Origin of the sequence: uncultured Psychroserpens sp. (assembly GCF_947500255.1) — a bacterium.
Classification (GTDB): Bacteria; Bacteroidota; Bacteroidia; order Flavobacteriales; family Flavobacteriaceae; genus Psychroserpens.
The window spans coordinates 335,982-361,766 of the sequence record NZ_CANMRL010000003.1 but is presented as its reverse complement, the minus strand read 5'-3'; the positions used below and the strand labels follow the sequence as shown (position 1 = coordinate 361,766).

The window sequence follows — 25,785 nt, the reverse complement described above, 5'->3', positions numbered from 1 at the left end:
ATTGCTTTTTCGAAATTGAATTGTCAAAACCAAAAAGTATGCGTGATTGCTTTTTATAGCAAGACGACAAAGAATAATTAAATGGAAAACCGATTCGAGTAGAAGATTACTCGAATAAAAAAGTTATTAACCTGTGGTTTCTAAGGTTAATTTTAAGCTAATATAAATTTAAGAGTGTTTCTCAAAATGTTATATGTTGAATACAATAACAAAAATACTATTTTTCTATTTAGTAGGAAATATCCTGATTTTAATTGCTTTTATACAATGGCAGTCGATGTAACTGAGTAAAAGCATACTAAGCAATGAGTTAGATACAATGTTAGATTCTGCATTTTTATAGTAAACGTATTTTCGTTAAAATCGATATCCAATTCGCAAATGTAGGTTCACAGTTGTTTCACTTTCATTTTCAAGAAATCCGGCTTGTTTTGCAAAGATATATCTGTACCCAATTCCAATTCCAGTTTCATAGGTGAAATGTTTTCCAATATTTCTTCTTATTCCCCAAGTGGGAATTATAGAAATATCACTTATTACATTAACATTATCAGTATTTGAAATCACAAACCAATCTGGATGATAACTTGTTTTTAATGAAATGAAATTCCCGCTGTTTCCATCAATTCTCCTTGATTTGTTAACTCTTTTATTCAAATTATAATATAGCCTAGGTTCGAGAGTAATTACAGGTGTCATTAAAAATCCCGTTCCGTCATAGAAATCACCTCCCCAAATTCCGCTGTCTAAACCAATTTCAGAACGTAATGCAATTGAATTTGATAATTTCGTTTCGTTATGAGCCCAAATTCCTAAAAATCCAGTTTGTATCCCATATGTTGATTGTTCGACACTTGCATTTTGTGATTTTGCGATTAAAGTTAGTCCGCAAAAAGTTAAAGTGAGTAAAATTCTTTTCATCTGGCTTTGTTTTGTATAATTAAAATATTGTAGAATTTATCAAGAATTATACCGTTTTCGAAAATGTAGTAAGACGTGTTTTTGTATGATTAGTAGTGTTGAAGCATTAAGTTAGTAAAAAAGAACGAAGAGTGCGGAAATTTGCCAGAATTCCCCGAATCTTCATTAAACACTATTAATTACACACCTTGTTGTGTGTAGTTTTTATCGATATACTATCTTCCATGATTTCACATAGGAGTTTTAATTTTATGGCTATCAATATAATTTTGTTTGGATCAAAACTTTCTCCTTCTATTCGCAATACTGTATGTCCTATTGGATAAGGCAAATTAGTTTCATCCATATCAAAATCAATATTCAAATCTGGAAATCTTTCCCCAATCTTTTTTGACACTTTTTCTACTTGAATTTGGGTTTTAACATTTGTAATGAATACTTCAATCATAATTTTTTGTCTAAAATTGTTCTTTAGTAAGTTCCATGTTTATTATAGCTCCTGCCATATTTCCAGATGCAACTGCATTAGATACTGAACGTATTTTTGAGCAATTGTCTCCACAAGCATATACACCTTCAATAGTAGTTTTGTATGTCATGTCTACTTGAATGTATCCTTGTTCGTCAAGCTCACAGCCTAGTAATTTGGGAATGTCAGAATGCTGTTTAAAAGGGACGGAAGCATAAGTAGCTTCAAAAGATTCTTTACTATTGTCTTTAAAAATTACGTTCTTAATATGTCCATTCTCATGTTCTATTTCTGTTATTTCTTTTTCAATAATCTTAATCTTGTTCTTATTCAGTTTTGCAATTTGTTCTGTATTAAATTCAGCTTTCCCTCTAGTTAATATGCTAAGATTAGAAGTGAGGTTTTTTACCAAAGGGGCTAAGTGAAAAGCAGTATCTCCGTTCGCAATAATTCCTGTTTTCTTATTTTTTATTTCGTAACCATGACAATATGGGCAATGTACAACGGAAATACCCCAACAATCTGAGAATCCTTTAATTGCTGGCATTATGTCTTTAATTCCGGTTGCAAAAATTAATTTTTTGGTAATAAATTCTTTTCCAGATGCAGTGATAATTTGAAAAGTATCATTTATTTTTTTTCCTTTAACAGCCGTATCTTCAATAAAACTTATAGTATCATATTTTAAAGTTTGTGATTTTGCTTTTTGTGAAATTTCGATGGGTGTAGCGCCATCTTGAGTGATAAAGTTATGTGATTGTGGTGTTTGTCTGTTACAAGGTAAGCTACTATCTATGATCAGAACTTTTCTTAATGAACGTCCAAGTGCCATGGCAGCTGATAAACCCGAATAACTTCCTCCTATAATAATTACTTCAAAATTTTTAGATGTATTCATGTGAGTGTATTTATTAAAACTTGTTATTGAAATAGGAAGAGTAATTGCTAATGCAGTCATGCTTCCTTTTTTTATTAATTCTCTTCTTGTCATAATTTTAAATTAATGCAACTTGGTCGCATTAATATTTTTTGCAAATATATAAATATTTTGTATTATTGCAACAATATCGCAATAATGATTTTTGTAATGAGAAGAAGAAATACAGCTACAAAAGATGCAGTACTGTCTGTTTTACATTCAACAGGTAAGGCAATGAGTCAAGGTGCTATTGAAAAGGAAATTGGTGTTGACATTAATAGAGCTACTATTTATAGAGTTTTAAATCGTTATTGTGAAGATGGTGTTTTACATAGAATTGTTGCTGACGATGGAAGACAATATTTCGCTCTTTGTGTAGAATGTGACAAGAAGCAAAAACCTTTACACCACTTTCATTTTCGTTGTGAGAAATGTGAAACTATAGAATGTTTACCCGAGCCTGTCCATTTTTCGATATCAAATGATTACAAAGTAGAAAAGGTTAATTGTGTTCTTACAGGAATATGTAAAGACTGTGTTAATTCTTAGCTAAGACTAAATACACACAAACTAAGCAATGATCTATACACGTTTATTGTAGTCTGCTTTTTTGATAACTATTAGAATTAATCTAATTTCCGGTTGCACTACTTGCACCTACTACTAAAACTTTCATATAATGTTTATTTTTTTCTCTTAATTATCTTTACAATACGATTAATAGTTATCTCTGATAAATTCCATTCGTATCCATTAAAATCTGTTGTGTTTATAAATTGTACAACAACGGCATCAATATCTTCGTGGTACTCTGCAAGACTCTGATATCCAGGAACCAGACCACCGTGTTCGTATTCGTAAATAGACGAATATATTTCCTTTTCACCTTCATTAAATACAGAGCCATCGTTTAGTGCGCGCAAGAATAGTCCAACATCTTCTGCTGTAGCTAACATTCCATTTTCATTGGTCTTAAAATCTTGCTCAATTCCAACATAATACCCACTCATAACATCGTCTATGTTTACTTCTTTGAGAGAAAAAAACGTATTGTTCAGTTGGAGAGGACGTAATATGTTTTCCTTGATGTACTGTTCATGACTATAGCCTAGAACCTTATCTATAATTTTGCGAAGCAACAAATAATTGGTGTTTGAATATTCATAGCTTTTATCAGGCTCAAAACTTGCTGATAAATCGAGAGCAAATTCAAGTGCGTTTTTTCCATTTTCCTGTTCATTCTCCCAATACGCAGGATTATCTGTAAAATTTGGAATACCACTACGATGCTGTACCATTAATTTTAAGGTGATTTTTTCTACATTTTCAATTCTGCCTACAAGTTCTGGAAGGTAATAGGCTAGTGTTTTATCTAAAGATAAATGATTGTCTTTAGCCAGTTTTGTAATTGAAACAGCTGTATATAACTTACTAATGCTTGCGATTTTGAATAGTGATTTTGGATCTGCAGGTATTTTGTTTTCTCGGTCTTTCCAACCACCTGTGTAAAATGCTGGCGGTTTTCCTGCTTCGTCCACATAGACAATCATTCCATCAAACCCATGACCAATAGCTTCATCTACTTGTTCTTGAATAGTGTTTGGCAGTGGTAAAATCCATGCCCATACCAAAATCCATGGTACGAAGAATAAGGAAATTAAAGTTCCTACAAGTAATACTATTCTAAGTATCTTTTTTTTCATAATGTTATTTGCTTTTAAGTACAGTAGAGTTTCTGTAAATGCCACACGCAAAATTCCATTTATATATTAAGGATAGAAATTATAAACTTCTGAATTGTTGAATATTCTTGATGAGTTGTTCATTTTGTTTAATAGTTAAAGATTTACTCAAAATTGGTTACAACGTGTTCGAGTATGGTTTAGTTTCGGTGATTATATTCCTAATGCACACAAAACCAGCGATTGGATATACACGTTATTGGTGTTTCGTTAATTTGATTCTCTAGGCCAAGCTTGGCTTATCATATGATCAGTAATGAACCAATTATCATTTAACTTTTGATATACTCGTAAATGATTAATTATTCTGTCTTCCATTATAGACCCATCAGGCCACTTTTGATTTTTCCTTATGTTTTGAGACCTTACTGTTGCAATACTATCATTTACAAAGGTAATTTCGTTTTCTCCATAATTATTTTCACCAGACATAACAAAATCCATGTTGAAAATTCTATTAAGTAAATCTTTCAATTTTTCCTTAGATTGAACCCTTGCTCCAAATGCATTAGTCCAATCTGTTTCATCTGTATAATGTTTAATGGCTAAATTCAAATCCTTGGTTTCCCAGGCAATATCCCAATCCTTAATAGTTTTATTTATTTTTTTTAAGTCTGAACTATGATCGATTGTTAATTCAGTTTTATTTGAATCACAGCTCCAAATGGAAAACAACATACAAAGTGTAAAAGCTAATTTTTTCATGACTTTTAATTTAATTAATACCAACGTATTTGTGTATGATTAGTTGAGGAAATTCAGGAGCAATTAATTATACACGTTGTTAGCCATAGTTTTATTTTTCATTAAATTCCTTTAATTCAAAGTAGCACTCTTCACACACTAATTTAATTTTTGCGAATTTTTCAGATTCTTCATTCCAACCATCTTTTTCAACTCTTACTTTTTCACATTCATTACACCAAGCCGCGAAATCATCTTCTTCATCCAATTCCATTCCTCTATAGGTTGTAAAAGATTCTTCAAAGCCATTAGCTTTTTTTAAATTTAAATGTTGACATACAAAAGCAGGCCTTTTAAAGCCATGATTTCCACAATCCACAGTTCTTTGTTTCATTTTTTTTACTGCGGTTGAATCTGTTTCTGAATATTCATGGGTCAACAATTTATAGGTCAATAAATCCTTTGAATTAGTACAGTATACTCCCAAGCTATTTATAAATTTTTTAGCAATTGCAACGAATTCCCAGCACTCGTCTTTATCACATTCTATTAATCCTTTTGTGAGTTTTTGATACTTATGGATTTCTCCAAATGACTTTACCTGTAAAGTTTCGTTTTTACTTTTTTCAATTGAATGCTCATTTTCCCAGCTCCACATCCAAGTATTGGATTTCAGCGAATAAGTCCCAACTGGTACATATTTAAAGAATATTTCATCTTCATCACTATTGTATAGTCTTAACAGCTCAGATTCTTGATCATAAAACCAGTTGGAATATGAGTCCAAATCATATTCTGATTTAAAAGCGTCTTGAGATTCGCACAATTTTTCAAATTCAATATTAGAAAATTCATCGTAATTTTTCATTCGTAATAATTATGGCTAACGTATTTGTGTATGATGCCGTTGCGATATCACTAAGTTAGTAAATAGAAAATGAACCAGAGAAAAAAAAGAAGGATAAGGATTTTGCTAATGTCAGTTCGCTACGCTAGTGTTCGAATATACACGGAACAAGCAATTGACTATACGCGTTGTTGGGTGCCGTTTTTAAATAATTATAATACAGATGTATAGTACTGATAATCAGTTGCATAAGTTAAATATATTTTGTATTTTTAAGAGGTATTAATTTAAATCATTTTATTATGGGTTTTGCATCAAAAGAAGACGAAGAGAATGCTTATAGAACTAACGATGATATGCTTGGAAGATCTATTAGACGTGGTACTGATAAAGCTTTAAACGCTTTAACTTTTGGATTATGGGGAGCCGTTACAAGTTCTTCAGAGGATAATTCTGAAGGAGATGAAGATTGTGACATAGATCCAGATTTTGACCCTTTAACTAGATTGGCAAAAGATGCGGCTAGGGAAGCGCCTAAAGCTTTTAAAAGAAGTAGAGAAAGAGAATAATTAATTATACACGTTGTTAGTTGCTGGCTATATTCAATCTAATATTGTGAAATTTAAATGCAATCATTCAAAGTCTATTCCTTTTTTTCCTTGTAAAAACGCTGGATTCCATACTAATATTCCTAACAAAACTGCCATAAAAGTAGAACCACCAATGTCGTAAGTGTTCTCTTTGAGATGATAAATTGTAAAGAATAATAAAATAATTACTAAGAATCCTGCTACATATCTTCTTAGCTTAGAAAACCAAATAAGAATACCAGCTGCTATTTGTAAGGTTCCAAGCACTTTCCAAAGAGTTGCAGAGATATTATCTATCAAAGAGCAAGGTGGTTCTATAAATGGAATAAACTTATCGAATCCAACCATGAAAAAAAGCAGACTGCATATAGCAGTAATGATTTTTAGAATATTCATAACAACGTATTTATATATGGTTTGTTACATGTTTTAAGTAACTAATTTAGCAAATACAAACCGAAAAGAAACTCCGTGAGGATTTTCTTATGTAGGCAAGTACTAGCAATGAACTATACACGTAGTTAGTTGCTGGTTTTATTCCACATCAGAGTCATTTAATCCGTCAATCAATTGGTCAATTTGTAAAATGATTTGTTTTCTTTTTTGCTTTGCTTTTTCTACAATTTCTTCCGTGCTTTTTGGATTGGATATCTGGTTGTTATAATAATCAACAAGAGTTCTCATAGCATTCATTTTAGCACTCAATTGGGTTTGTTCTACCTGACGTATTAAGACTTCTTGAGCTTTCCGTTGTAATTTTCCGCTTTTTTCAAGTTCTTTCCTATTCAAAACAATTTCTTCACGATTTTGTTTTATTTCTTCTCGTTGAAGGACTATTGTATAAATTAAAACAGCAAATGCAAGAGCGGAAAATAAAGCGTTTACAGCTCCAAATAGATCTCCAAAAGTTCCTCTATCAGACCATTCAGATAGAAATACTATAATCAAGACTGCAGACAGTCCCCAAATCAGAACAACCAAAAGAATCAGCTTGATTAGTAAAAATTTTTTCGGATTTTGATTTTCGCTCATTTTTTTCTTCGCTTGTAGCTAACGTGTTTGTGTATGGCTTTTTGTGTTGGTTAGCACTAAATTAGTAAAAGAAAACGAACCAGAGGAGTATCCGTAGGATTTTGCTAGCGCCAGTTCGTTACGCTCGTGTTCGAGTAAACACAAAATAAGCCATTAACTATACGAGTTGTTGGTAATAGTTTTAGTTCTTTATTAGTTCATTTATTTTTTTTTGAGAACCTTCGTATCCTAATTCAATAGCTTTTTGATAACTTTTTATAGCATCTTCTTTTTGGTTATTTGCTTTATAACCATCACCCAAAGAATCCCATAGGTTTCCGTCATTAGGATAAAGTTGAACATTTTTTTTAAACAATGCTATAACCCAATCTTTATGTTTATCAATCATTAATAAAATATTTCCAATTGAATTTAAAAGCCTGGAACTTGTAAAATTGTCAGGATATTTTTCTTTTAGTAAAGTAATGAGTTCTTCTGTTTTGCTAATATCGTTTTTTACCATATAGTTAACCGCATAGGCATAAACATTGTTCTCAACTGGTTTTGGAATATAAGTCTCATCCAATAACATTTTTGCAATTGCATATGCAATATATTCTACCTTTTCACTATTTGCATTTGTAGCATAGACAATATAGATATCCTTTTTTGGGAACCAAATTAACGAGTGTGAATATGCACCATTAGACCCATTATGAGCTATTCGTTTAACATCACCCTCTAGAAACCTTATTGTCCAACCATAGCCGTAGCTTAATGTGCCGTTGGGATAATCGGCATAAGCTGTAGTCATTTTTTCAAACGACTCTATTGATATAATTGTATTAGATTTTAGGGCATTGTACCAGAGAATCATATCATTTTGTGTAGAATTAATGCCTCCATTAGCTTTTAAATGCCAACTAATAGTACCATTTTTTTTATACTTTAAAATAGGTGATTCACTTTCTAGAATTCCCCGATTGTAACTTCGTGAGATTTCTTTAGTATTCCATTTTGGTAATAAGTAGCCCGTTTGTTTCATTCCTGCTGGAATAAACAAGTTCTGGGATAAAAAGACTTCATATTCAAGTCCAGAAGCTAATTCGATAATCTTACCTAAGACACTATAGCCTACATTAGAATATTCATACTTTTCTCCAGGACTAAACAGTAATTTACTTGCAAAAAGGGTGTCGAAAAATTGTTTTGAAGTGATTTCGTCAAAATCATTTCCTATGGTATCAACAAAGCCAGATGTATGAGTTAATAACTGGTGAATAGTGATATTTTGCTTATCTACTGGAAGGTTTTTGAAAAACAGTGATAATGGGTTGTTTTCATTTATTTTACCCATTTCAATCAACTTTAAAATAGCTGTTGCCGTAAACTGTTTTGTATTTGAACCAATATCAAAAATAGTATTAGGATTATTTTGTGTTTGGGTATTTTTGTTGGCTATCCCATATCCTTTATTAATAACAATGCTTTCATTTTTTATAACGGTTATAGCTCCTGTAAACCCGTTCTTAACTGCAGACTCCAAATAATTGTCTATTCTAGAATAAAGTGTTGATGATTGATTCTGATTTTGAGTAATTGCAATACTACTTATTGAAATGAAGAAGAGGATAGTAAAAATTTGTGTTAGTTTCATTGTCTAAATTATTTTAGGCAAAATTCTAAAAAGACAAAAGTTATATCTAGAGAACTATCCCGTCAATCTCCTGACAATAACACGACAGTAGTAGTAAGTCATTAAAAAACAGTTAGATAAGGTTGTATCTTAACTTGAAGTACAGCTCTTTATGCTTATCAATATTTGCCGAATTGATAAGTATCATTACAAGGTTTATTACTATCAAAATAATGGCGACCCAAAGTGTCGTTTGATGATGCAAATCAAAGGTTAATTTGAGAAATCCTGAGATGAAGAATATTAAAGTAGAAACAATACTCCATAAAATTTGTAGGGTAACAATGCCTTTTGTTAAGTTATTGTTTTGTTTGTAATGATAGGTTAGAGCTAATGGTAAAATGATGTTCAACAATGGAATGAAGCAGACAAATGCAGTAGAGAGATTTATGCGTTTAACCAGTGAATAATTAACAGTCTCTGTTAGTTTTTCTGGTTTGTTTAAAGAAGACAAATCTAAACCAAGGGTTTTAGCAAGTACTTTTGCTGTATGTCCTTTTGGCTTTTGACCAGCTTCTATACGTTGTATGGTTCGTATAGAAAGCCCAGATTGTTCAGCAAGTTCTTCTTGAGTTAAATGTTTTTTCTCTCTTATGGTTTTAATATTCATCTGTACTTGATTTGGCGCCAATTCTGTGAAATTATTGCCAACGTGTTTGTGAATGGTTTACCTTCGGTGATTATTTTACCTAGGTCGTTTTTACTTAGATTATTAACCAACCTTCTTTTAAAAAGGTCAATTTACAATTCTTAATAAAATCTTTCAGTTCAGTATTTTTATCAGCAGTTTCATTAGACAATTCAAATATATAAACTTGTGGATTAGCTGACTTTGGCCTACCTAACCAAAATCGAAATCGTTTAATTTTCGGTGAGTCAGAAAGAAAATTAAGTTCTTCTAAATTCGTTATAGTTAGATTATCTCCTCTATTCATTTCGTAGAAGTATCTTTCGGTAGGAGATAGAGAATCAAGTTCCTTTTCCGATTTGCGTTTTTCAGTTGTAAATCCGCTAATTAGTTGAGGATATAAAATCCCTTTTTTAAATATCAGTTTTAAAGTTTCATTTACTCCATAAATGTTGAAAGATTTATTGCCATAAATAAATTCAGTACCTACTTTTTCTTTGATTTCATTCTGATACAACTCATAAGAGAGTTTTTTATACTCTTTTTTGAATAGTTCTTGAGCCCAATAATTTTCTTGTTCTCCTTGATTTTTAAAAGGTGGTTTTAATTCAGCACTTTTTTCAGTTTTAATTTTTTCAGTGTTGCTTTGAGGTTTGCAATCAATTGAAAAAGTCAGAAGTAATATTGCTACAAGTAATTTCATTTTTATCGCTTTAGTTTCTCAAATGTTTTTTAATATTAGTAATCAAAAAAGTCAAAATGAGTGAACTATAATTTTCGTCGAGTTACACTGTCTTAAATGACACACAACGTATACGTGTATGGTTTCGTTACGTTGGCTAGCAACTAAATTAGCAAAAGAAAACGAACCAGAGGAAAATCTGTAGGATTTTCGTAAGTAGACGAGAACAAGTAATTAATTATATAGGTTGTTAAGTGTTGTTATTTTAATTTCTCTATTATTAGTTTCATGTCAAATGATAATGTTTCAATATCTCCTTTATCATAGTAACACTCTTGAGTTCTCCTTGAATTAATTATAAGTTTAGACTCTTTAACCTCAAAGTCAAAACATTTAGGCGAGTTAAAGCAAAAGTATTCATCTTCAATTCTAAGCAGACCAATTTTTCCATTTTCAGGGTTAATAATAAAAATTTTATTATAATTTCCTATGCCACTAACCTGATGTAGTATGATGTGATTATTAAAATACTTGATTTTAATTATTGATTTCCATCTCAATTTTTCTGGACCTCCTGTCAAGGTACCGTCGGTAATAAATAGCCAAGAATATTTTTGCTCTTTCTTAGCAAGTATTCCGTGAGAAGTAGAAAATATTTCATAATTATTTGATATTGTATCAGTTTGAAACTCAAAGTCTCTTGAGCGATGATTTTGCCCATAATAGACAAGAATTCCGTGTTTATACTTAATGTAGTTTTCACTACAAACTCTATCCCAAAAAACAGGTAAGGTATCTTTAGAAATTATCTTGAATGATGCTTCAGGATAACTAAAAGTATCGTGTTTAGAAATGGGACAGGTTAAAGTCATAGAAAAAAGATTATCTGTTGTATCAATAACTTTATTTTGGTATCCAGCAATTAACCAATCTAATGAAGGGTCGGGTTCTGAGAAATTAGGCAATAGGTATTGAATAATAGTATCTAGTAAAATTTCATTTGCCGGAATTACAAGTTCTTCTGGCAGTGGTATGATTTCAAGAAAGTTTGCTTTAGACCAATTATAGCTGCCTCTACCACCAATAGTGAAGGATTGTTTCGTTAAACTATTATAAACTTTTATTGATTTTGTTGTTTTTCTAAAAGTATAAATCGTTAATGAATCAGAAATATTATCATTATTAAAATCATTAACAATACTTATTGTATCACTTAGCGAATTTTGAGAGAAACAATTTAGGGATGCTAAAGTCAATATGAAAATAATGATTTGTTTCATGTTTTATTGCACTTAACGTGTTCGTGTATGGTTTATCTTTAGTAATTACTTTCCCTAGTTCGTTTTTGTTAATGTCATTTTACTTAAATGCCAAACAAAAATCTACTAGCTTTAATAGTTGTAGCGTTGGTTGGAACTAAGTTAATAAAAGAAAACTAACCAGTAGGAAAATCCGCAGGAATTTCTAAGTAGGTGAGGACTAGCAATGAATTATACACGTTGTTGCAAATCGATTTTATGTGTCCAATTCAATATGTTTAGTTAATCCATTCCATTAACTTTTGTTGAATAATTGGGTATGTATTTTTAGAGGGCATATGTTTTGAGTTTTCTAAAAGATGAACTTCTTTTAAATTTAAAAACAATTCTTTACTTCTTGCAGCAATTTTTTCTCCAGGAAAATAGACATCATCTTTAGCAGCAATCACATATACAGGAGCTGTAAAATTTTCAACTTCTTTAGATTTTAATAATTTAGGTATTCTTGTATCTAATTTTACACCTTTCATTATTAAACTCAACATTTTATATAAAAACTCATCTTCAATATGAGCAAATGCACTTAAAAAGGATTTTAAATGTTTTTCCTTTTTAGTGATATTCCATCTGATTAATGGAAAAGTCAGTTTTTTTGTAGATTCCCAAATATTTCCATTTACAATACCGCTTGGTACTACCAAAACACATTTATCAATACGTTCTGGATTGTAGACCATAAGTTTTTCAACTATAAATGCTCCATAAGATATACCAATTACATTTACTTTTTGTATTTCTAATTTTTCCAATACCTCATTCGCCCAAAGCGCAAAAGAGTCATCTTTAATATTGATTATTGTTTCTTCACTTTTAGTAGCTTGTCCTATTGTTTCAATAACATAAAAACAATACTTATCTAATATATCTTTAATAGCTTCTAATGTAATTGGTGCACCAGCATTGTAACCGTGAAATATTACAATTTTTTTACCATTAGTCTTTCCTGTTTTGACAATTCTAGTTTTTCCAAATTTTGTGTTAACATCTATGTTTGTATAATCTATTTGTAAAGCTTTTAATTTTTCATCGTACAGATCCATTAAATCTGTTTTTGCTTTACTATTCTTGTATATTGATGCCATATTAATATAATTTAATACAAAGGTATTTAAAATATATTAAAATTAGTCCAAATAGCCTATTTTGTAAAATAATGAAAACTAAAGACAAGATTAAAAATACATCAAGAGAGCTTTTTAATAGTAAAGGCTTTAAAAATGTTACTTTAAGAGAGGTTGCTAAAGAACTTTCAATTAGTTATGGTAATGTTACATATCACTTTAAAACAAAGAATCAATTAATTCTTTGTTTATATGAAGATATGCTGAAAGAAACTGGGGAAATTATAAATACGTTTGATTATAATAATTTATTAATAGGCATATTAGATGCGCCAAAAATCACTTTTGAAATCTCAATAAAATATTTATTTTTTTATGTTGATTTTATTGAAATTAAGAGAAGTTATTCTGATTTGTCATTAATGATAGAACAAGATAATAGTTCTAGAAAAAAAAGATATTTACAAATTTTAAAACAATTAAAAATTCAAGGGGTATTGAGGGACGAGTTAACCGATAACGATTTAGATTATTTAATGGATTTAAGTGGTGCAATGCGAACGTTTTTCTTTATTAACCTTAATCCTAATGATTTTTTTTATAAAGGTTTAAAAACCAAATATGTAGTTTATGTAAACAATTTAATTTTTCCATATTTGTCAGCTGAAGGAATGAAACAATACAGATCCCATTTAGAGTGATCTTTCCGAAGGCAGACAAATGGTTCACAACGTGTTCGTGTATGATTTGTGCGGCAGAGAATCCGCAGGATAATCAGTCGTAGCAAATCAGTTAGTTAAAGATAGTATTTTTTCTATGAATAAAAAGGTTAGCATTGATTATACACGTTGTTAGCTGCAGTATTATTATTTCTAAATTCCAGCAATATTTTTATACTCACTAAATGCGAATAAAGAACAATAGGTACAATTACTGCTGGTAGCCAAACAAAAGGAAAGTAAGTTACACCAATATTGGGTTGGTCAAATGCTAATTGCTGAATTGGGGTTTGAGCACTCAAAATAGCTATAGTCAAAATATTAACTAACAATCCTAAACAAATGAAATTCCATATTAGAAGTCCCTTTTTTCCAATCCATTTTTTGACAAACACAGTATAGTAAATTATTGGTGCTGAAATACCACATAGAATATCATAGTTATAGCCCTCAAAAGTCATTAAATCAGGTATTAATCCTGCTATGAAAACATAGTACAATACTATTTCAACAGGAACTCTTATCGTATGTAATAAAGTCAACCATTTTAAATTCTGTTCATTGCTAATAGTATTGTTTCTTGTAAGGAAAAAATGGATAATAACGAAAAGGATGCTAGGAACCAAGAGAAAAACAAATCTTGGTGGTATAGTATTTTGAATTTGGTAAAACCCTAAATATCCCAAGATTCCGACTACAACCATCCAAATGGAGATACTTAAAAGTTGCTTCTTACTTTTATTGGTTTGATAAAAACAAAACAAAGTAAGTATGGTTGTGAAAATGAAAAATATTACAATTGAAGTAGAAATTTCGCCCATATTTATTAAACTTTAATGCAAAGTTCAGTAAGTGAAATTTATATCTACTTGACAAAAGGCAAGAAATAAAAATTTACATTTTTTTTCGCAACCTACTCAAAGTGCTATCAGTAACACCTAAATAAGAAGCAACGTACTTTAATGGTGCATATTGTAGTATTTGGGGTTTTGTGCTCAAAAGGTTCTGATATCTCTCTTTTGCTGTTCGATTTATCATCCCATAATTTCTGTTTTGAGAAGCAATAAATTTTTTTACCAAAATGGCTCTTCCAAAATCTCTGAATGCAGGTTTATTATGAAATAGAGTATTTAATTCTTCGTATGAAATTCTAAATCCTTTACATTTTGTGATAGCCTGAATATATGCTTCTGAATGAATTCGATTAAAGAATGAAGTAATCTCAAATACAATGTTGTCTTCTGTAAAGAAATCAATCGTAATTTCTTCACCTTCCAAGTTGTAGAGAAAAGTCCGCATTAATCCACTTTCCAAGTAGAAGTAATCATCACTTACTTCCTTTTCTCTAAGTAAATAGTCTTTTTCCTTTATTTCAATAGAATGAAATGTGTTTGCAATTTGGTGAGCATCATCTTTTGAAATTTTGACGACACTTAAAATGAAGTTTAATAACGACTCTCTATTGTTCATTTTGTCATATTGCAGCTAACTAGTTATATGGAGATAAATATACGCGTTTTTGGGGTCTATACTCCCGTAAACGTGACCTTTTGTTCCTCATTACAAATCTTCTATCTCCTCTAATACAATCCTATAGTCGTATTGTAGGTCTTCATGTAGATTGACAATCTTTTTCTTTATCGCTTCTATATTACGCTCATAAATATTGGTTAAGGTTGTATTGCGTTTTATCGAAGGTCGCATGGTTTTTAGTGTCTTACAAAAATAGAGGAGGAGCTCTACTTCGGTTTCCTTATTAAGCGAATACCTAATGTACTTTTTGGTATTACGTAAGATCTTACGAACACTTTTTTTAATGTAGAAATAACTGTCAGTATTGATGAGTTCAAATTGCTCATCTATTTCAGCTTTAACGGTGTCAATATAACCAGCTTCACTATCGGCTTCAAATAACAAATAGGTGAGGAGCTCCTTATTCTCTTTTTTAAAGCGTGACAAACGCAAACACAGCTCGGCTAATTCTTCATTGGATTTGTGCTTGAGTTCTTTTCGTATTGTTACTACAGAAACAGCTTTCATGATGTGAGTTTTGGGTTGTTGGTTTCTTTGGTCAAGATACTAAAAAAGGCTACCAAACTGGTAGCCTTTTTTACTTTATCTGTGAGATGCATCTATTTGCAATCTCCATATTCGTCAACAATGGTTTTTAAGTTGCTTAGATTACTCAAATCAAACTCATTGTTCTTTAAATCGTCACCTAGTACTGCACAGTTGTCTATAAACTTCGCTAATGCTGCAGAGATCTTTTCATTTTTACGCTCATCAATCATAAAACCTACTTTTTTATCGGCAAACTTTAAAACGTAAGTATCAGGTTCGCCTGGTTTTGATAAGACCATATTCCCTTTATACTCATAAACCACTTCATAGAAATACGAGTTATCAAAGCCTAAACTTCCAGCATTTGATAATTTTTTAAGCGCATTCCCTTTGGTTTTCATACCATAAAAACATTTCTCTTCACCTTCGTCTGTAGCACAAAATTTGATATTATTTCTAGCCGCAAATTTCTTAGTACGCGGTCGTCCTTTATCATTTTTGTACTTCACACTTACAAACTTTCCAAACTTATCAATAGAGTTCATATCGTAGAGATCACTTTCCTGCTGAGCAGGATCAAGTTGTAGTTTTTCGAAGATCACATAAACGATCCCAGAATAGGTCTTTCCGTCTTTATCGGTTACAGAACCTGGAACACCATAAAGGTTGACACTATTTTCTTTAGCGACTTTCACCTTTTCTTTGTGTAATCGTGCTTTATACGCTTTGGCTTCACGACCTAATTTATAGTCGCGTCCTAAAAGTTCCTCCACAAATATTTGTCCGAACGATCTCGAAAAGCGTCCAGTCATCATGGTTCTTGAGCCATAGTCAAATTCAAATTCTTCGTCGGTAAAGGTTTTTGCTTTAACGGTTGTGCAGGTCGAACATCCTGTTGCTGTTCCAACGGTTATACCATCAAGATCAATCACACTATAGGCATTATTTCCGTAGGCCACACGACCCATAATTCTCGTTCCGGTAGAACCTCCAAAAACGATAGTCCCATCATCTTTTACAAACGCATTGTAACGACCAATTTTGGCTTTTCGTTCTTCTTGATCTGCTTTGGCAGATACGACATTCTTCATGTATTTGTCACTAAGCACTTCACGTTCTTGAGCAAAAAACTCATCTACCTGTGCCATATCAATACCATCGGAAGTGATTAAACCATATTTAGCACTTAAGAGTTTGATGATGAGTTTTGTCGGACTAAAACTCGTCATCAATACCTCATAAGGAATTTCAGTTTTTTGTCCGCTAGCAGAAGTTAATTCCAGCCATTGAAAGCCTTCAGTATTTGAAGCTGATAAACCTTTAAACACAACATCAAAGGCTTTTTCTCCAGACAATGTTGAGAATAAGTAGTTGTCGCGAAGTTCTGTATTTACTTTAGCAACAGCTTTACCATCAAAAGTTACAGTGCCTTTTTTTACTTTGATCTTTTGAGCAAAGCTTAGCATTGGAATGACCATCAAAGCTAATAGAATAATTTTTTTCATAATTTAAGATACATTGAATTTAGTACAGTTGTTTTCAATAGTTTAGAAAACACAGCAGACGAAAATACAATAATTACGCCACACTAAGATTTATAGACTATTAATTACAAATTATAATGTTGTCGTATCGCTTTTCTCACTCTAAACAGCCTATAGATACCTATAAATAATAAAACGGCAGACACTATAATAAGTATGATGCCGTAAGATTTTAAATCTGCAAAAAACTCAAGTTTCAAAATTGTAACTCCTGTTCCTAAAAAGACTAGGAATGTTCTAAAATACGCCAAAAAGGTGCGTTCGTTGGCAAGTTTGGTTCGCTCTATGGCCAACCAATCTCTCGTCACAAGCGTGTTTTCTTTTTCCATTATTTTTTTAATCCGTCTAATGAGTATTTACCTGCTCCAGCCAAAAATAGCGCGATAAACGCAAACAAGTATAGTAATGCATGCTCTTTTGTTGCCAGATCATCTTTGGCGTGTACCACAAAAGCCGCAATCATCATAGTGAGTGCTGCTGGAATGGCTGCCCATTTGGTTTTAAAACCAACAATCAATAGTATAGGTGCTATAACCTCACCAATTAAACATAACAGTAGTGATAGTGTTGGTCCAAGGTGAATGGGATCTGGAAATTCTGCAGGATTTGACAAATAATTAAATTTCGGAATACCATGGGTGAGCATAAATCCGCCAAACCCCAATCGTAATACCAATAATGCTAAATCTGTAAAGTTTTTTTTCATGTCAGATAGAGTTAAGTTAGTTACCTTTTAAAAGATTGACACTTACTGTTGCCAATTCATTATTTGGAAATTTAGAAAAATAATTCGGATCTGGATGTAATCCGGCTTCTTCTGCAATCGCATTAAATACATCAACTTCTAAGATGTATTGATCACTATAACCATGTGTAGCGTCATACGCTGTTGCTGCTGTTTTACCAATATGCTTAGCGACCAAACTTGGTTTGACTGTATGTAGTTCAATCATTAATAAACCAAAGCGCTCCACATACGGTTTCCATTTGGTAAGATGTTCTAAAAGTGAATATTCCACTTGGTTGTTATTAATGCGTTGCCCTAAAGTCGCATAAGCTCCAGTAGACTTACTTATGTGTTCTGTTGCAGACTTTGGTGTTTCCCATATACGATTGTGATCTAAAAATGTACGCACATTGAGTAAATCTTTTAGATCAATATTGTAATCTTCTTTTAAATCGCGAGCCAATACATCTGGTCGACCAATATCTCCCCAAATTACTTTTGCCCAAATATCTGCTTTTATCAAATTGGCACGAGTCACCTTTAAGGCAGCTTGGTTAAAATCGGCTCCAACCAAAAGCAGAGGATGTTCATCAAGCATTTTGCCTCTTATCGTCTGATATTCTATAACATCAAAAATATGCTGAATAAACGCACCATTACCACAACCCATATCCAAAATTCCTTTAGGCTGTTCGTCTATCGGTTTGTTAAAGAGTTTGATAATGACGTCATCTATGACTTTAAAATAGGTCGAATGCGCGCCACCACTTCCCCAAACATTCATCTCACGATGCACATGCTTTTCGGTATCATCTGGCGACTCGGTTTTCAGGATGTTTGCATTTCCGAAGATCAACTCATCCAAATGTATAAGTGTTGGTAAATAAGACACAGTCACACCATAAGCGCTAGCACGTTTGGCATAAAATAAGCCCTCATCTGTGAATTGATAGGTGTTTTTCTTTTTATTAAACCAGCCTAAATGCGCAAAGAAATCGAGTATTTTTTTAAAACTCTCGGGATCTTTATGATATTCTTCAGCAGTAAACGAAGCCTCCATAAAATATTTGTGAAATAGGCCATTTACACCTAATAGCACAATAATTGGTCCAACGATACAGCCTTCAATATGCTTTACTATTTGGTAAGCTACGGAAGTGTCATCGGAAATATCTATATCGAATTTGCGCTCATAGGATTGAAACACTTTTTCTAAGGCACTAAAGGCATCAGCGCCTATACGTTCCTCCGGAAATCGCACAGAATACCGTAACAAATTGACAGCCTCTTCATAATGTGAAACCAATTGAAATGCTTCTGTACTCAATGCATTTGTTTCATAAAAGATCACATCACTTTTATTGTCGATGTGTTGTGTTAACCAGCCTTGAGATGCTAAAACTCGTAAAGCTACATTTAAATAGCCTTCATTCGCATTAAAATTTGAGGTTAATGTTGCTAGTTCTACCTTCTTGTGCTCTAATATATAATCAAGCACTCCTTTTTTGTGTAAGGCAAAAGCCGAAGTTGCAGTTGCAATACCATCAAGATGCCTAAAGATTGTACCTCTTAATTGTTCTTTATCTTGTTTTGAAAGCATGGGCTGATCTGTTTCGTATAAATATAAAAAATCCATCACTAGTGTGACGGATTTTTAAGACGAATTGTTCTGGTTTCTAATTCATTTGAGACTGTTTTCCTAATGGTTTATCAAAAACGGCCTCGTATTGTATGGTTTCTGGTTGATATTTAAAGTTTATTTGTCGGTTGTTCTGATGTTCTAATTCGAAAATAGAATCCCGATTAACGAATTTGAAACTCACACTACTTTGGGCTGTTTGTTTTGTAATTGTTCCTTCATAAATACCATCGTTGTCGGTATCTGTAAAATAAATGGTGTCTTGCCAAGGGTTCTTGGTAAAAGGCCCTCTAATGCCCACTTTATAGACCTCATCAATGGCTGTCATATCTACTTTGAAATGTACTGTTTTTAGATGTGTGTCTTGAACACAACCAAACAGTAGAAGTCCAATAATTAAAAGCGTTATATATTTCATAATCTTAGAGTTTAGTATATGTATAGCGATTACGTACAAATTTTTCTGAATCGTCGTTAAATTGTACCTCTTTAGTTACAGAGAAATTATTGCTGTCATATACATAAGTTTTGTAGATTTTAGCAGGTTTGTTAGCATCACGTCCTTCATAAAAGGTTGTGAGTGTTGTTTTTCCATCTTCGGAAATATGCTTCTTTATAATCTTTTCATTTCCAAAGTAAGTGCCATTCTTTTTTAGTTTGATGGTACTTTTTGAATTAGCTGAAGGCTCATTGTCGTATTGGGTACTCATCAAAATCTTATGACCTTTGATCTGAATCTGCATTGTCGTCTTTAAGGTTACCTCGCGACTGTCACTATAGTTGACATACATGAGCTCGCCTGTCCATTGTGTGTTATCTAATACGCTTAACTCATCCATAGTTATTGAAGTCTTAGATTGTGCGCCAACTGTTAATGTGATTACTGTAATGGCAATGGTGATGATGTGTTTGTGTAAATGTGTCATGATGTGTTGTTTTTTAATATTAATTTTTGTGTTTTAATGTTTTACTGATGAGATAGTCCAGCCCAAAACGTCCTGAGCCCAAATACAAGTGGTAGATACTAACCCAAAGGAATCCCATGGCTGGAAGCATTGCCCATGTGCTTTGTCCCCATTTTTGCATAAAGATGGCTACGAGCATAGTACACATGATAAGGAATGAGGCCAATCTGGTTTGCAAGCCAAAGGCTAAAAGTAAGCCTCCAACAGCTTCACTAAAAGCACCCATCCAAGCAAAAAATATTGGTGCTACAGCAAAAATCCCACCGTAGCTCGCAACATCTTCAGGGAACCATGCAGCGACTTCAAAGAGGTCTAAGTGTTGTGATTCGTCTGTCCAAGGCATTCCAAATTTTGAAGCTCCAAAGTCGAGCGCTAAAAGGATTCCGCAGATAAAACGAATGATAGCAAATAGTAGATCTGCGAACCAATGCTTTTGCGTAAAAGGTGTTGTTAATAGAGTAATGATTTTCATAATGCAACTTGTTTTGTTTGTTGATACAAATGTGCAGCATTATGCGTCGTTGGGCGACTTATATGGTATTCTCAGGTCTTAAATACGATTTGAGACGTCTTAATTGAGTGAGGATTTTAAATATTCGGTAGGAGAGTAGTTGGTTAGTTTTTTAAATACACGATTAAAGGTCGCCTTACTATTAAAACCACATTCTTGTGCTATTCCAAGTAATGATAACTGTTCGTGTTTATTTTCTTTAAGCATCGATTTAAATGCTTCTACACGATAGCCATTTACAAAATCATTAAAGTTTTTATGAAATCCAGAATTTACGATTTCAGATAATTGTGCACGTGACATATGTGCTTGTTCGGCCAGATCAGAAAGATTTAATTCTGGATTGAGATAGGCTTTATCAATTTCCATTAAGGCTTTTACAGTATCTACATCTGCTTGAGAAATCGTTTTTTGCTCATTTGCTTCTGTGTTTTGCGGAATGGCATCACGATTAGGTGAAAAGCTAAAGCTTAATTTTTTAAGTTTAGTGGTGTCTGTGAAATAGCCTTTTATTCCAACGTACAACGTGATGATTGCTACAAATAGATTGAGCCACCAGCGATCATCATATCCCAAATCGATATATCTACCAACAACCGATTGAATCGTACTGTATAAGAAAGCCAATGAAAATAGTACGAGGAAACTTAAGATCCAATTCAGCTCTAGTTTATACGTGTTTGAGAAGAACTGCATGATCTTTTTTCGATAATTATAAAACAACTGAAATGTGAATGCTAGGTAGAGTAGCATGTAAGGCGGACTAATATACCCAATAGCCGTGAGTACAATAGGTTCGTCTAGGCTCAATTTAAGAATACCATTTTGTACGGTGTCAAAACCAGGTTGTAAAGCATCGTAGGTATAGATTGATAATCGATATATAATGAATGCAAAAGCAGGAGCGAAGTGCCACCAATCTTTTTTACTGAATTTAAATTTTGACGTCGTTATCGATTTGACATAAAAGAAAATTAAAGGACCAAGTGCAAACGTAGTCTCTAATAAAAAGTAATTGATCTTAGTAGTTCTAAACTCATTATACCATCCCATAAAACCAACAGTATAACAGGTTTGACTGTAACAGGTTAATAATAAGATAAGGCCAAGAAATAGATCTGAAATATTTCCTTTACGCTTATATTTTGAAAGTAATAGAATAGCAAATAGCAATCCTTGCAAGACAAGAATTAATAAAGGCAAACTCCAACGATTAAAATCTGGAAACACTGATATACTAATTTAGAAAACTAAAATAGTATTATTATTGCAGTTTTGGAAAATCAATTAGGCTCATTTCGTCAATGACCTATTCAATAAATGGATTACTCCATTTTTCGTTAGTATAAACGTCGTCACCTGCTAAAGTTTGAATAAAGGCTATAACAGCATCACGTTCTTCTTGAGTTAAATTTAATTGTTGCCCAAAACCATTTGGTCTTAATCTAGGATCAAGATTATTATTTCCGGCCAAATTAATAGTATTGTAATGGTTTAGAACCGTTATTAAATTACTACTCACTCCAATATGCATAAACTGTCCGTTAGCAGTTCCATCAGCTTTAACGACATCTCTAAGACTTGGAGATCTTGTCACAGTTAGATCAGAACCGGAGTTGTCAATAGTTCCTATATTTCCGTTATTAAGAGAATTTGGGACAATGCTAAATTCTGGAGCTTGATGACAGCCTGCACATCCAAGACCTCCATCAATTCTCATGCCTTGGTTATTAAAAACTGCAGGTTGTAAAAACAACTGCTTACCTAAATTTTCTTGCTGAGTAAAATTATTAAATGGTTCTCCATCAGTATTAGCCATTGCTCGACCTTCGTCAAATTTACTATCAAATGATTGAATACTTCTTATAAATTGTGCTAAGGCTATTTGAATTTTATCTTCAGTAATCGTTGAGTCACCAAAAGCTAGATTAAATAGAGCAGGATAATAGGCTGTGTCTTCTAATCTATCAATGAGATCATTGAAATTTAAATCGCCATTTTCACCACTAAACCCCATTTCTACATGGTCTTTGATTGGCATTGTTGTTTGTGTTTCTAAAGTTTCAGCGCGCTCATCCCAAAAAAAACGACTTTCATCTGAAAACCTCGAATTGACCAAACGCATAGAATGTCTTCCTGTGACACCATTTACGCCATTACTCACCTGAATATCATCCCCAAATGCTAAGTTTTGTTTATGACAGCTTGCACATGCAATAGTATTATTGGAAGATAACTGTTTGTCATAAAATAAGACACGACCCAAAATAGCGCCTTCATCAGTAATGCTACTACCAGGTGTTGTATTATCTCGAGTAATATAAGGAGGAATAGCTTGATTACTATATTGTGGTAGGTTGCCAAAGTCTACAGACAAAATATCAGAAAAGTTTAATACGTCATCATTTGTAATTGGCACTAAATCATCATTACTATCGCATGACAATATAGTTAAGCACATAAGTGCTAGAAATAAGATTCTCATAGATATAGGCTTTTTTCTTAGACCTTTATATCATCAAAAGGTTTAATGAGCACCATAGTTTATGGAAGTATTCTATCGTAATTTTGGAAAATCGGAAGGGTTCACTTCGTGCATCACCTCATAAACGGCCTCAAAGATATCTTCTGCAGAAGGTTTTGAGAAGTAATCACCATCGGTTCCATAAGCAGGACGATGTGGTTGCGCTGCTAAGGTTTTTGGCTGACTATCTAAATACTGAAATGCATTTTGGGTGTTTACAATTTCATTTAATATATAAGCTGAAGCACCACCAGGAACATCTTCATCAATTACCATTAAACGATTTGTTTTCGCAACACTTTTTACAATGTCGTGGTTGATGTCAAATGGTAGTAATGACTGCACATCAATTACTTCTGCATCAATACCAACTTCCAGTAATTCTTTGGCAGTTTGTTCAACAATTCTAAGCGTTGACCCATAAGATACTAAAGTGATATCTGTACCTTCCTTTACAGTCTCTACAACACCAATTGGTGTTTTGAACTCACCAATATTATTTGGCATTTTTTCTTTTAAGCGATAACCGTTTAGACATTCTATAATCAATGCTGGTTCATCACATTCTAAAAGTGTATTATAAAAACCAGCAGCTTTGGTCATATTTCTTGGTACAAGAACATGAATACCTCTTACTAGGTTTATAATACCACCTAGTTGTGAGCCAGAATGCCAAATACCTTCTAATCTATGACCACGAGTTCTAACAATTAAAGGTGCCTTTTGCTTTCCTTTTGTTCTGTATTGTAAGGTCGCAAGATCATCACTCATGATCTGAAGTGCGTATAGGATGTAATCTAAATACTGAATTTCGGCAATAGGTCTCAAGCCTCTCATCGCCATACCAATCCCTTGTCCGAGAATAGTTGCTTCTCTAATGCCAGCATCTGCAACTCTTAACTCACCATATTTCTCCTGCAAACCCTCAAGTCCTTGATTTACATCTCCAATATTACCCGAATCCTCACCAAATATCAAGGCTTCAGGATAGGTATTAAAAATGGCATCAAAGTTATTTCTCAAAATTAATCGCGCGTCCACCATTTCGGCATCGCTATCATAGGCTGGTTCTACTTCTGAAGCATTTAAAACAGATGAATCAGATTCACTGTGTAAATGCGAACTGTATTTAGGTTGTACCTCATTAATATAATTATTGATCCAATTTTGAAGTGCTTCTTTTTCGTTTGAATCTTCGCCAACGAGATAGCGTAATGTTTTACGAGCGGCAGACAGAACGTCTTTTCTGCCAGGTTCTTTAACCTCTTTAAGACCGTTGCAGATTTTTGAGATGAATACTTTATTGGCACTAGACTCAGCAACAGCTTCTATCAAATTTATTGCTTGAGTTTGCTCTTCTAAAATAGGCTGTAAATACGCGTTCCATGCCGCCTTTTTACCATCTCTTACACTTTTCTTTATGTCTTTGTCTATGGTATCTAATTCGTCTTCGGTAGCAATATTGTTATTAACCATCCATTGACGCATTTGCACTATACAATCGTATTGAGCTTCCCACTCCAAACGTTCTTTGCTTTTATAGCGTTCATGAGAACCTGAAGTAGAATGTCCTTGTGGTTGTGTTAATTCTACCACATGAATCATTACAGGTACATGTTCTTCACGTGCTATTTTTTCGGCTTTTTGATAAGTGTCTATTAATGCAGAATAATCCCAACCATTAACCTTAAGAATTTCATAACCTTTATTATCATCGTCTCTTTGTAATCCTTTTAAGATTTCAGAGATATTTTCTTTGGTTGTTTGGTGTTTTGCGTGCACAGAAATGCCATATTCATCATCCCAAATACTAATTACCATTGGTACCTGTAAAACACCTGCAGCATTAATCGTTTCAAAGAATAAACCTTCACTTGTACTAGCATTACCAATAGTTCCCCATGCAATTTCATTGCCTTTAACCGAAAATTTTGTGGTATCTATGCCGTTGACATGTCTATAAATCTTTGAAGCTTGTGCTAAACCTAAAAGTCTAGGCATTTGACCAGCAGTAGGAGAGATGTCTGCGCTAGAATTTTTTTGCTCTGTAAGGTTTTTCCATTCACCATTGTCATCAAGACTATGTGTTCCAAAATGACCACCCATTTGTCGACCAGCACTCATTGGATCGGCTTCAATAGAGGTGTGTGCATACAAACCAGCAAAAAACTGTTGAATGTTTAGCTTATCTATGGCCATCATCAAAGTTTGGTCACGATAGTATCCAGAACGGAAGTCACCATTTTTGAATACTTTAGCCCATGCTAATTGAGGAACCTCTTTACCATCACCAAAAATTCCAAACTTTGCCTTACCTGTAAGCACCTCACGACGACCTAATAAACTGCACTCTCTACTTGTAGTTGCAATTTTATAATCATTTAAGACTTCGTTTTTAAAGTCTTCAAAGGTCATATCGGTAGTGGCTTTGGTTTTTGTGGACATAGCTGTGAATTATATGCTGCAAATTTAACCATTTTTTAGTTATGTTACAACGTTGAATATCGTTATATTATTAAGAATTCA

29 protein-coding genes are annotated in these 25,785 nt (G+C 32.8%); 3 read left to right on the top strand and 26 right to left on the bottom strand.

Annotated features, from left to right (window positions below):
* Positions 1-357 precede the first annotated feature (357 nt).
* From Q0783_RS11045 to Q0783_RS11035, 3 genes are all read right to left on the bottom strand, one after another.
* Positions 358-921 (bottom strand): hypothetical protein, encoded by a 564-nt coding sequence (locus tag Q0783_RS11045; protein WP_298895133.1) that lies wholly within the window; start codon positions 919-921, stop codon positions 358-360.
* 175 nt (positions 922-1,096) lie between these two features.
* Positions 1,097-1,369, bottom strand: coding sequence for a hypothetical protein (locus Q0783_RS11040; protein ID WP_298895131.1), 273 nt, complete (start codon positions 1,367-1,369; stop codon positions 1,097-1,099).
* 10 nt (positions 1,370-1,379) lie between these two features.
* Positions 1,380-2,288 carry an NAD(P)/FAD-dependent oxidoreductase gene (locus Q0783_RS11035; protein WP_298895469.1) on the bottom strand — a complete coding sequence of 303 codons (909 nt, stop codon included), beginning with the start codon at positions 2,286-2,288 and terminating at the stop codon, positions 1,380-1,382.
* Between the two features lie 189 nt (positions 2,289-2,477).
* Between Q0783_RS11035 and Q0783_RS11030 the strand changes: the two genes are divergently transcribed.
* The gene (locus Q0783_RS11030; RefSeq protein ID WP_298895129.1) at positions 2,478-2,858 is read left to right on the top strand and encodes a transcriptional repressor; all 381 of its coding nucleotides are present in this window, start codon (positions 2,478-2,480) and stop codon (positions 2,856-2,858) included.
* A 134-nt stretch (positions 2,859-2,992) separates the two neighbouring features.
* Here Q0783_RS11030 and Q0783_RS11025 read toward each other — a convergent pair whose 3' ends face one another.
* The 3 genes from Q0783_RS11025 to Q0783_RS11015 form a co-directional block, all read right to left on the bottom strand.
* Complete coding sequence (locus Q0783_RS11025) at positions 2,993-4,012, bottom strand: serine hydrolase domain-containing protein (RefSeq protein WP_298895127.1); 1,020 nt, start codon at positions 4,010-4,012, stop codon at positions 2,993-2,995.
* A gap of 249 nt (positions 4,013-4,261) precedes the next feature.
* Positions 4,262-4,756: a hypothetical protein gene (locus Q0783_RS11020; RefSeq protein ID WP_298895125.1), complete on the bottom strand. Its 495-nt coding sequence runs from the start codon at positions 4,754-4,756 to the stop codon at positions 4,262-4,264.
* A gap of 91 nt (positions 4,757-4,847) precedes the next feature.
* Entirely contained in the window at positions 4,848-5,603 is a 756-nt protein-coding gene (locus Q0783_RS11015; RefSeq protein ID WP_298895122.1) for a DUF6882 domain-containing protein, read from the bottom strand.
* Between the two features lie 281 nt (positions 5,604-5,884).
* Here Q0783_RS11015 and Q0783_RS11010 point away from each other — a divergent pair, with 281 nt between their 5' ends.
* Positions 5,885-6,151 carry a hypothetical protein gene (locus Q0783_RS11010; RefSeq protein ID WP_298895120.1) on the top strand — a complete coding sequence of 89 codons (267 nt, stop codon included), beginning with the start codon at positions 5,885-5,887 and terminating at the stop codon, positions 6,149-6,151.
* A gap of 63 nt (positions 6,152-6,214) precedes the next feature.
* On the opposite strand, the gene Q0783_RS11005 is transcribed toward Q0783_RS11010, so the two are convergent.
* From Q0783_RS11005 to Q0783_RS10975, 7 genes are all read right to left on the bottom strand, one after another.
* Positions 6,215-6,568, bottom strand: a complete 354-nt coding sequence (locus Q0783_RS11005) for a hypothetical protein (protein ID WP_298895118.1) — start codon at positions 6,566-6,568, stop codon at positions 6,215-6,217.
* Between the two features lie 138 nt (positions 6,569-6,706).
* Positions 6,707-7,204 (bottom strand): hypothetical protein, encoded by a 498-nt coding sequence (locus tag Q0783_RS11000; RefSeq protein WP_298895116.1) that lies wholly within the window; start codon positions 7,202-7,204, stop codon positions 6,707-6,709.
* Between the two features lie 181 nt (positions 7,205-7,385).
* Complete coding sequence (locus Q0783_RS10995; protein WP_298895114.1) at positions 7,386-8,840, bottom strand: serine hydrolase; 1,455 nt, start codon at positions 8,838-8,840, stop codon at positions 7,386-7,388.
* A 112-nt stretch (positions 8,841-8,952) separates the two neighbouring features.
* The gene (locus Q0783_RS10990) at positions 8,953-9,489 is read right to left on the bottom strand and encodes a helix-turn-helix transcriptional regulator (protein WP_298895112.1); all 537 of its coding nucleotides are present in this window, start codon (positions 9,487-9,489) and stop codon (positions 8,953-8,955) included.
* A gap of 94 nt (positions 9,490-9,583) precedes the next feature.
* On the bottom strand, positions 9,584-10,210 hold the full coding sequence (locus Q0783_RS10985) for a hypothetical protein (protein ID WP_298895110.1): 627 nt from the start codon (positions 10,208-10,210) through the stop codon (positions 9,584-9,586).
* Positions 10,211-10,449: 239 nt separating this feature from the next.
* Complete coding sequence (locus Q0783_RS10980) at positions 10,450-11,469, bottom strand: hypothetical protein (RefSeq protein WP_298895108.1); 1,020 nt, start codon at positions 11,467-11,469, stop codon at positions 10,450-10,452.
* Positions 11,470-11,726: 257 nt separating this feature from the next.
* Positions 11,727-12,590, bottom strand: coding sequence for an alpha/beta hydrolase (locus Q0783_RS10975; RefSeq protein ID WP_298895106.1), 864 nt, complete (start codon positions 12,588-12,590; stop codon positions 11,727-11,729).
* Between the two features lie 71 nt (positions 12,591-12,661).
* On the opposite strand from Q0783_RS10975, the gene Q0783_RS10970 reads away from it, so the two are divergent.
* Positions 12,662-13,270 carry a TetR/AcrR family transcriptional regulator gene (locus Q0783_RS10970; RefSeq protein WP_298895103.1) on the top strand — a complete coding sequence of 203 codons (609 nt, stop codon included), beginning with the start codon at positions 12,662-12,664 and terminating at the stop codon, positions 13,268-13,270.
* A gap of 128 nt (positions 13,271-13,398) precedes the next feature.
* On the opposite strand, the gene Q0783_RS10965 is transcribed toward Q0783_RS10970, so the two are convergent.
* The 13 genes from Q0783_RS10965 to Q0783_RS10905 all read right to left on the bottom strand — a co-directional run bounded on the left by Q0783_RS10965 (position 13,399) and on the right by Q0783_RS10905 (position 25,704).
* Positions 13,399-14,109: a hypothetical protein gene (locus tag Q0783_RS10965; RefSeq protein ID WP_298895101.1), complete on the bottom strand. Its 711-nt coding sequence runs from the start codon at positions 14,107-14,109 to the stop codon at positions 13,399-13,401.
* Positions 14,110-14,182: 73 nt separating this feature from the next.
* Complete coding sequence (locus Q0783_RS10960; protein WP_298759526.1) at positions 14,183-14,758, bottom strand: Crp/Fnr family transcriptional regulator; 576 nt, start codon at positions 14,756-14,758, stop codon at positions 14,183-14,185.
* Between the two features lie 90 nt (positions 14,759-14,848).
* Entirely contained in the window at positions 14,849-15,328 is a 480-nt protein-coding gene (locus tag Q0783_RS10955; RefSeq protein WP_298759529.1) for a hypothetical protein, read from the bottom strand.
* Positions 15,329-15,420: 92 nt separating this feature from the next.
* Positions 15,421-16,854: a hypothetical protein gene (locus Q0783_RS10950; RefSeq protein WP_298895099.1), complete on the bottom strand. Its 1,434-nt coding sequence runs from the start codon at positions 16,852-16,854 to the stop codon at positions 15,421-15,423.
* Between the two features lie 104 nt (positions 16,855-16,958).
* Positions 16,959-17,222, bottom strand: coding sequence for a DUF202 domain-containing protein (locus Q0783_RS10945; protein WP_298759534.1), 264 nt, complete (start codon positions 17,220-17,222; stop codon positions 16,959-16,961).
* Positions 17,222-17,599, bottom strand: coding sequence for a DoxX family protein (locus Q0783_RS10940; RefSeq protein ID WP_298895096.1), 378 nt, complete (start codon positions 17,597-17,599; stop codon positions 17,222-17,224). Before Q0783_RS10940 ends, Q0783_RS10945 begins: the two co-directional genes overlap by 1 nt.
* Before the next feature lie 16 nt (positions 17,600-17,615).
* Positions 17,616-19,256 (bottom strand): class I SAM-dependent methyltransferase, encoded by a 1,641-nt coding sequence (locus Q0783_RS10935; RefSeq protein ID WP_298895094.1) that lies wholly within the window; start codon positions 19,254-19,256, stop codon positions 17,616-17,618.
* A 40-nt stretch (positions 19,257-19,296) separates the two neighbouring features.
* Positions 19,297-19,677, bottom strand: coding sequence for a hypothetical protein (locus Q0783_RS10930; RefSeq protein ID WP_298895092.1), 381 nt, complete (start codon positions 19,675-19,677; stop codon positions 19,297-19,299).
* A 4-nt stretch (positions 19,678-19,681) separates the two neighbouring features.
* Complete coding sequence (locus Q0783_RS10925; protein WP_298895090.1) at positions 19,682-20,185, bottom strand: hypothetical protein; 504 nt, start codon at positions 20,183-20,185, stop codon at positions 19,682-19,684.
* Positions 20,186-20,204: 19 nt separating this feature from the next.
* Complete coding sequence (locus tag Q0783_RS10920) at positions 20,205-20,696, bottom strand: DoxX family protein (protein WP_298895088.1); 492 nt, start codon at positions 20,694-20,696, stop codon at positions 20,205-20,207.
* A gap of 99 nt (positions 20,697-20,795) precedes the next feature.
* Positions 20,796-21,965 carry an AraC family transcriptional regulator gene (locus tag Q0783_RS10915; protein WP_298895086.1) on the bottom strand — a complete coding sequence of 390 codons (1,170 nt, stop codon included), beginning with the start codon at positions 21,963-21,965 and terminating at the stop codon, positions 20,796-20,798.
* Positions 21,966-22,044: 79 nt separating this feature from the next.
* On the bottom strand, positions 22,045-23,220 hold the full coding sequence (locus Q0783_RS10910; protein WP_298895084.1) for a cytochrome-c peroxidase: 1,176 nt from the start codon (positions 23,218-23,220) through the stop codon (positions 22,045-22,047).
* Positions 23,221-23,292: 72 nt separating this feature from the next.
* A complete protein-coding gene (locus Q0783_RS10905) occupies positions 23,293-25,704 on the bottom strand; it encodes a thiamine pyrophosphate-dependent enzyme (RefSeq protein WP_298895082.1) in 2,412 nt (803 codons plus the stop codon).
* Positions 25,705-25,785: the final 81 nt, after the last annotated feature.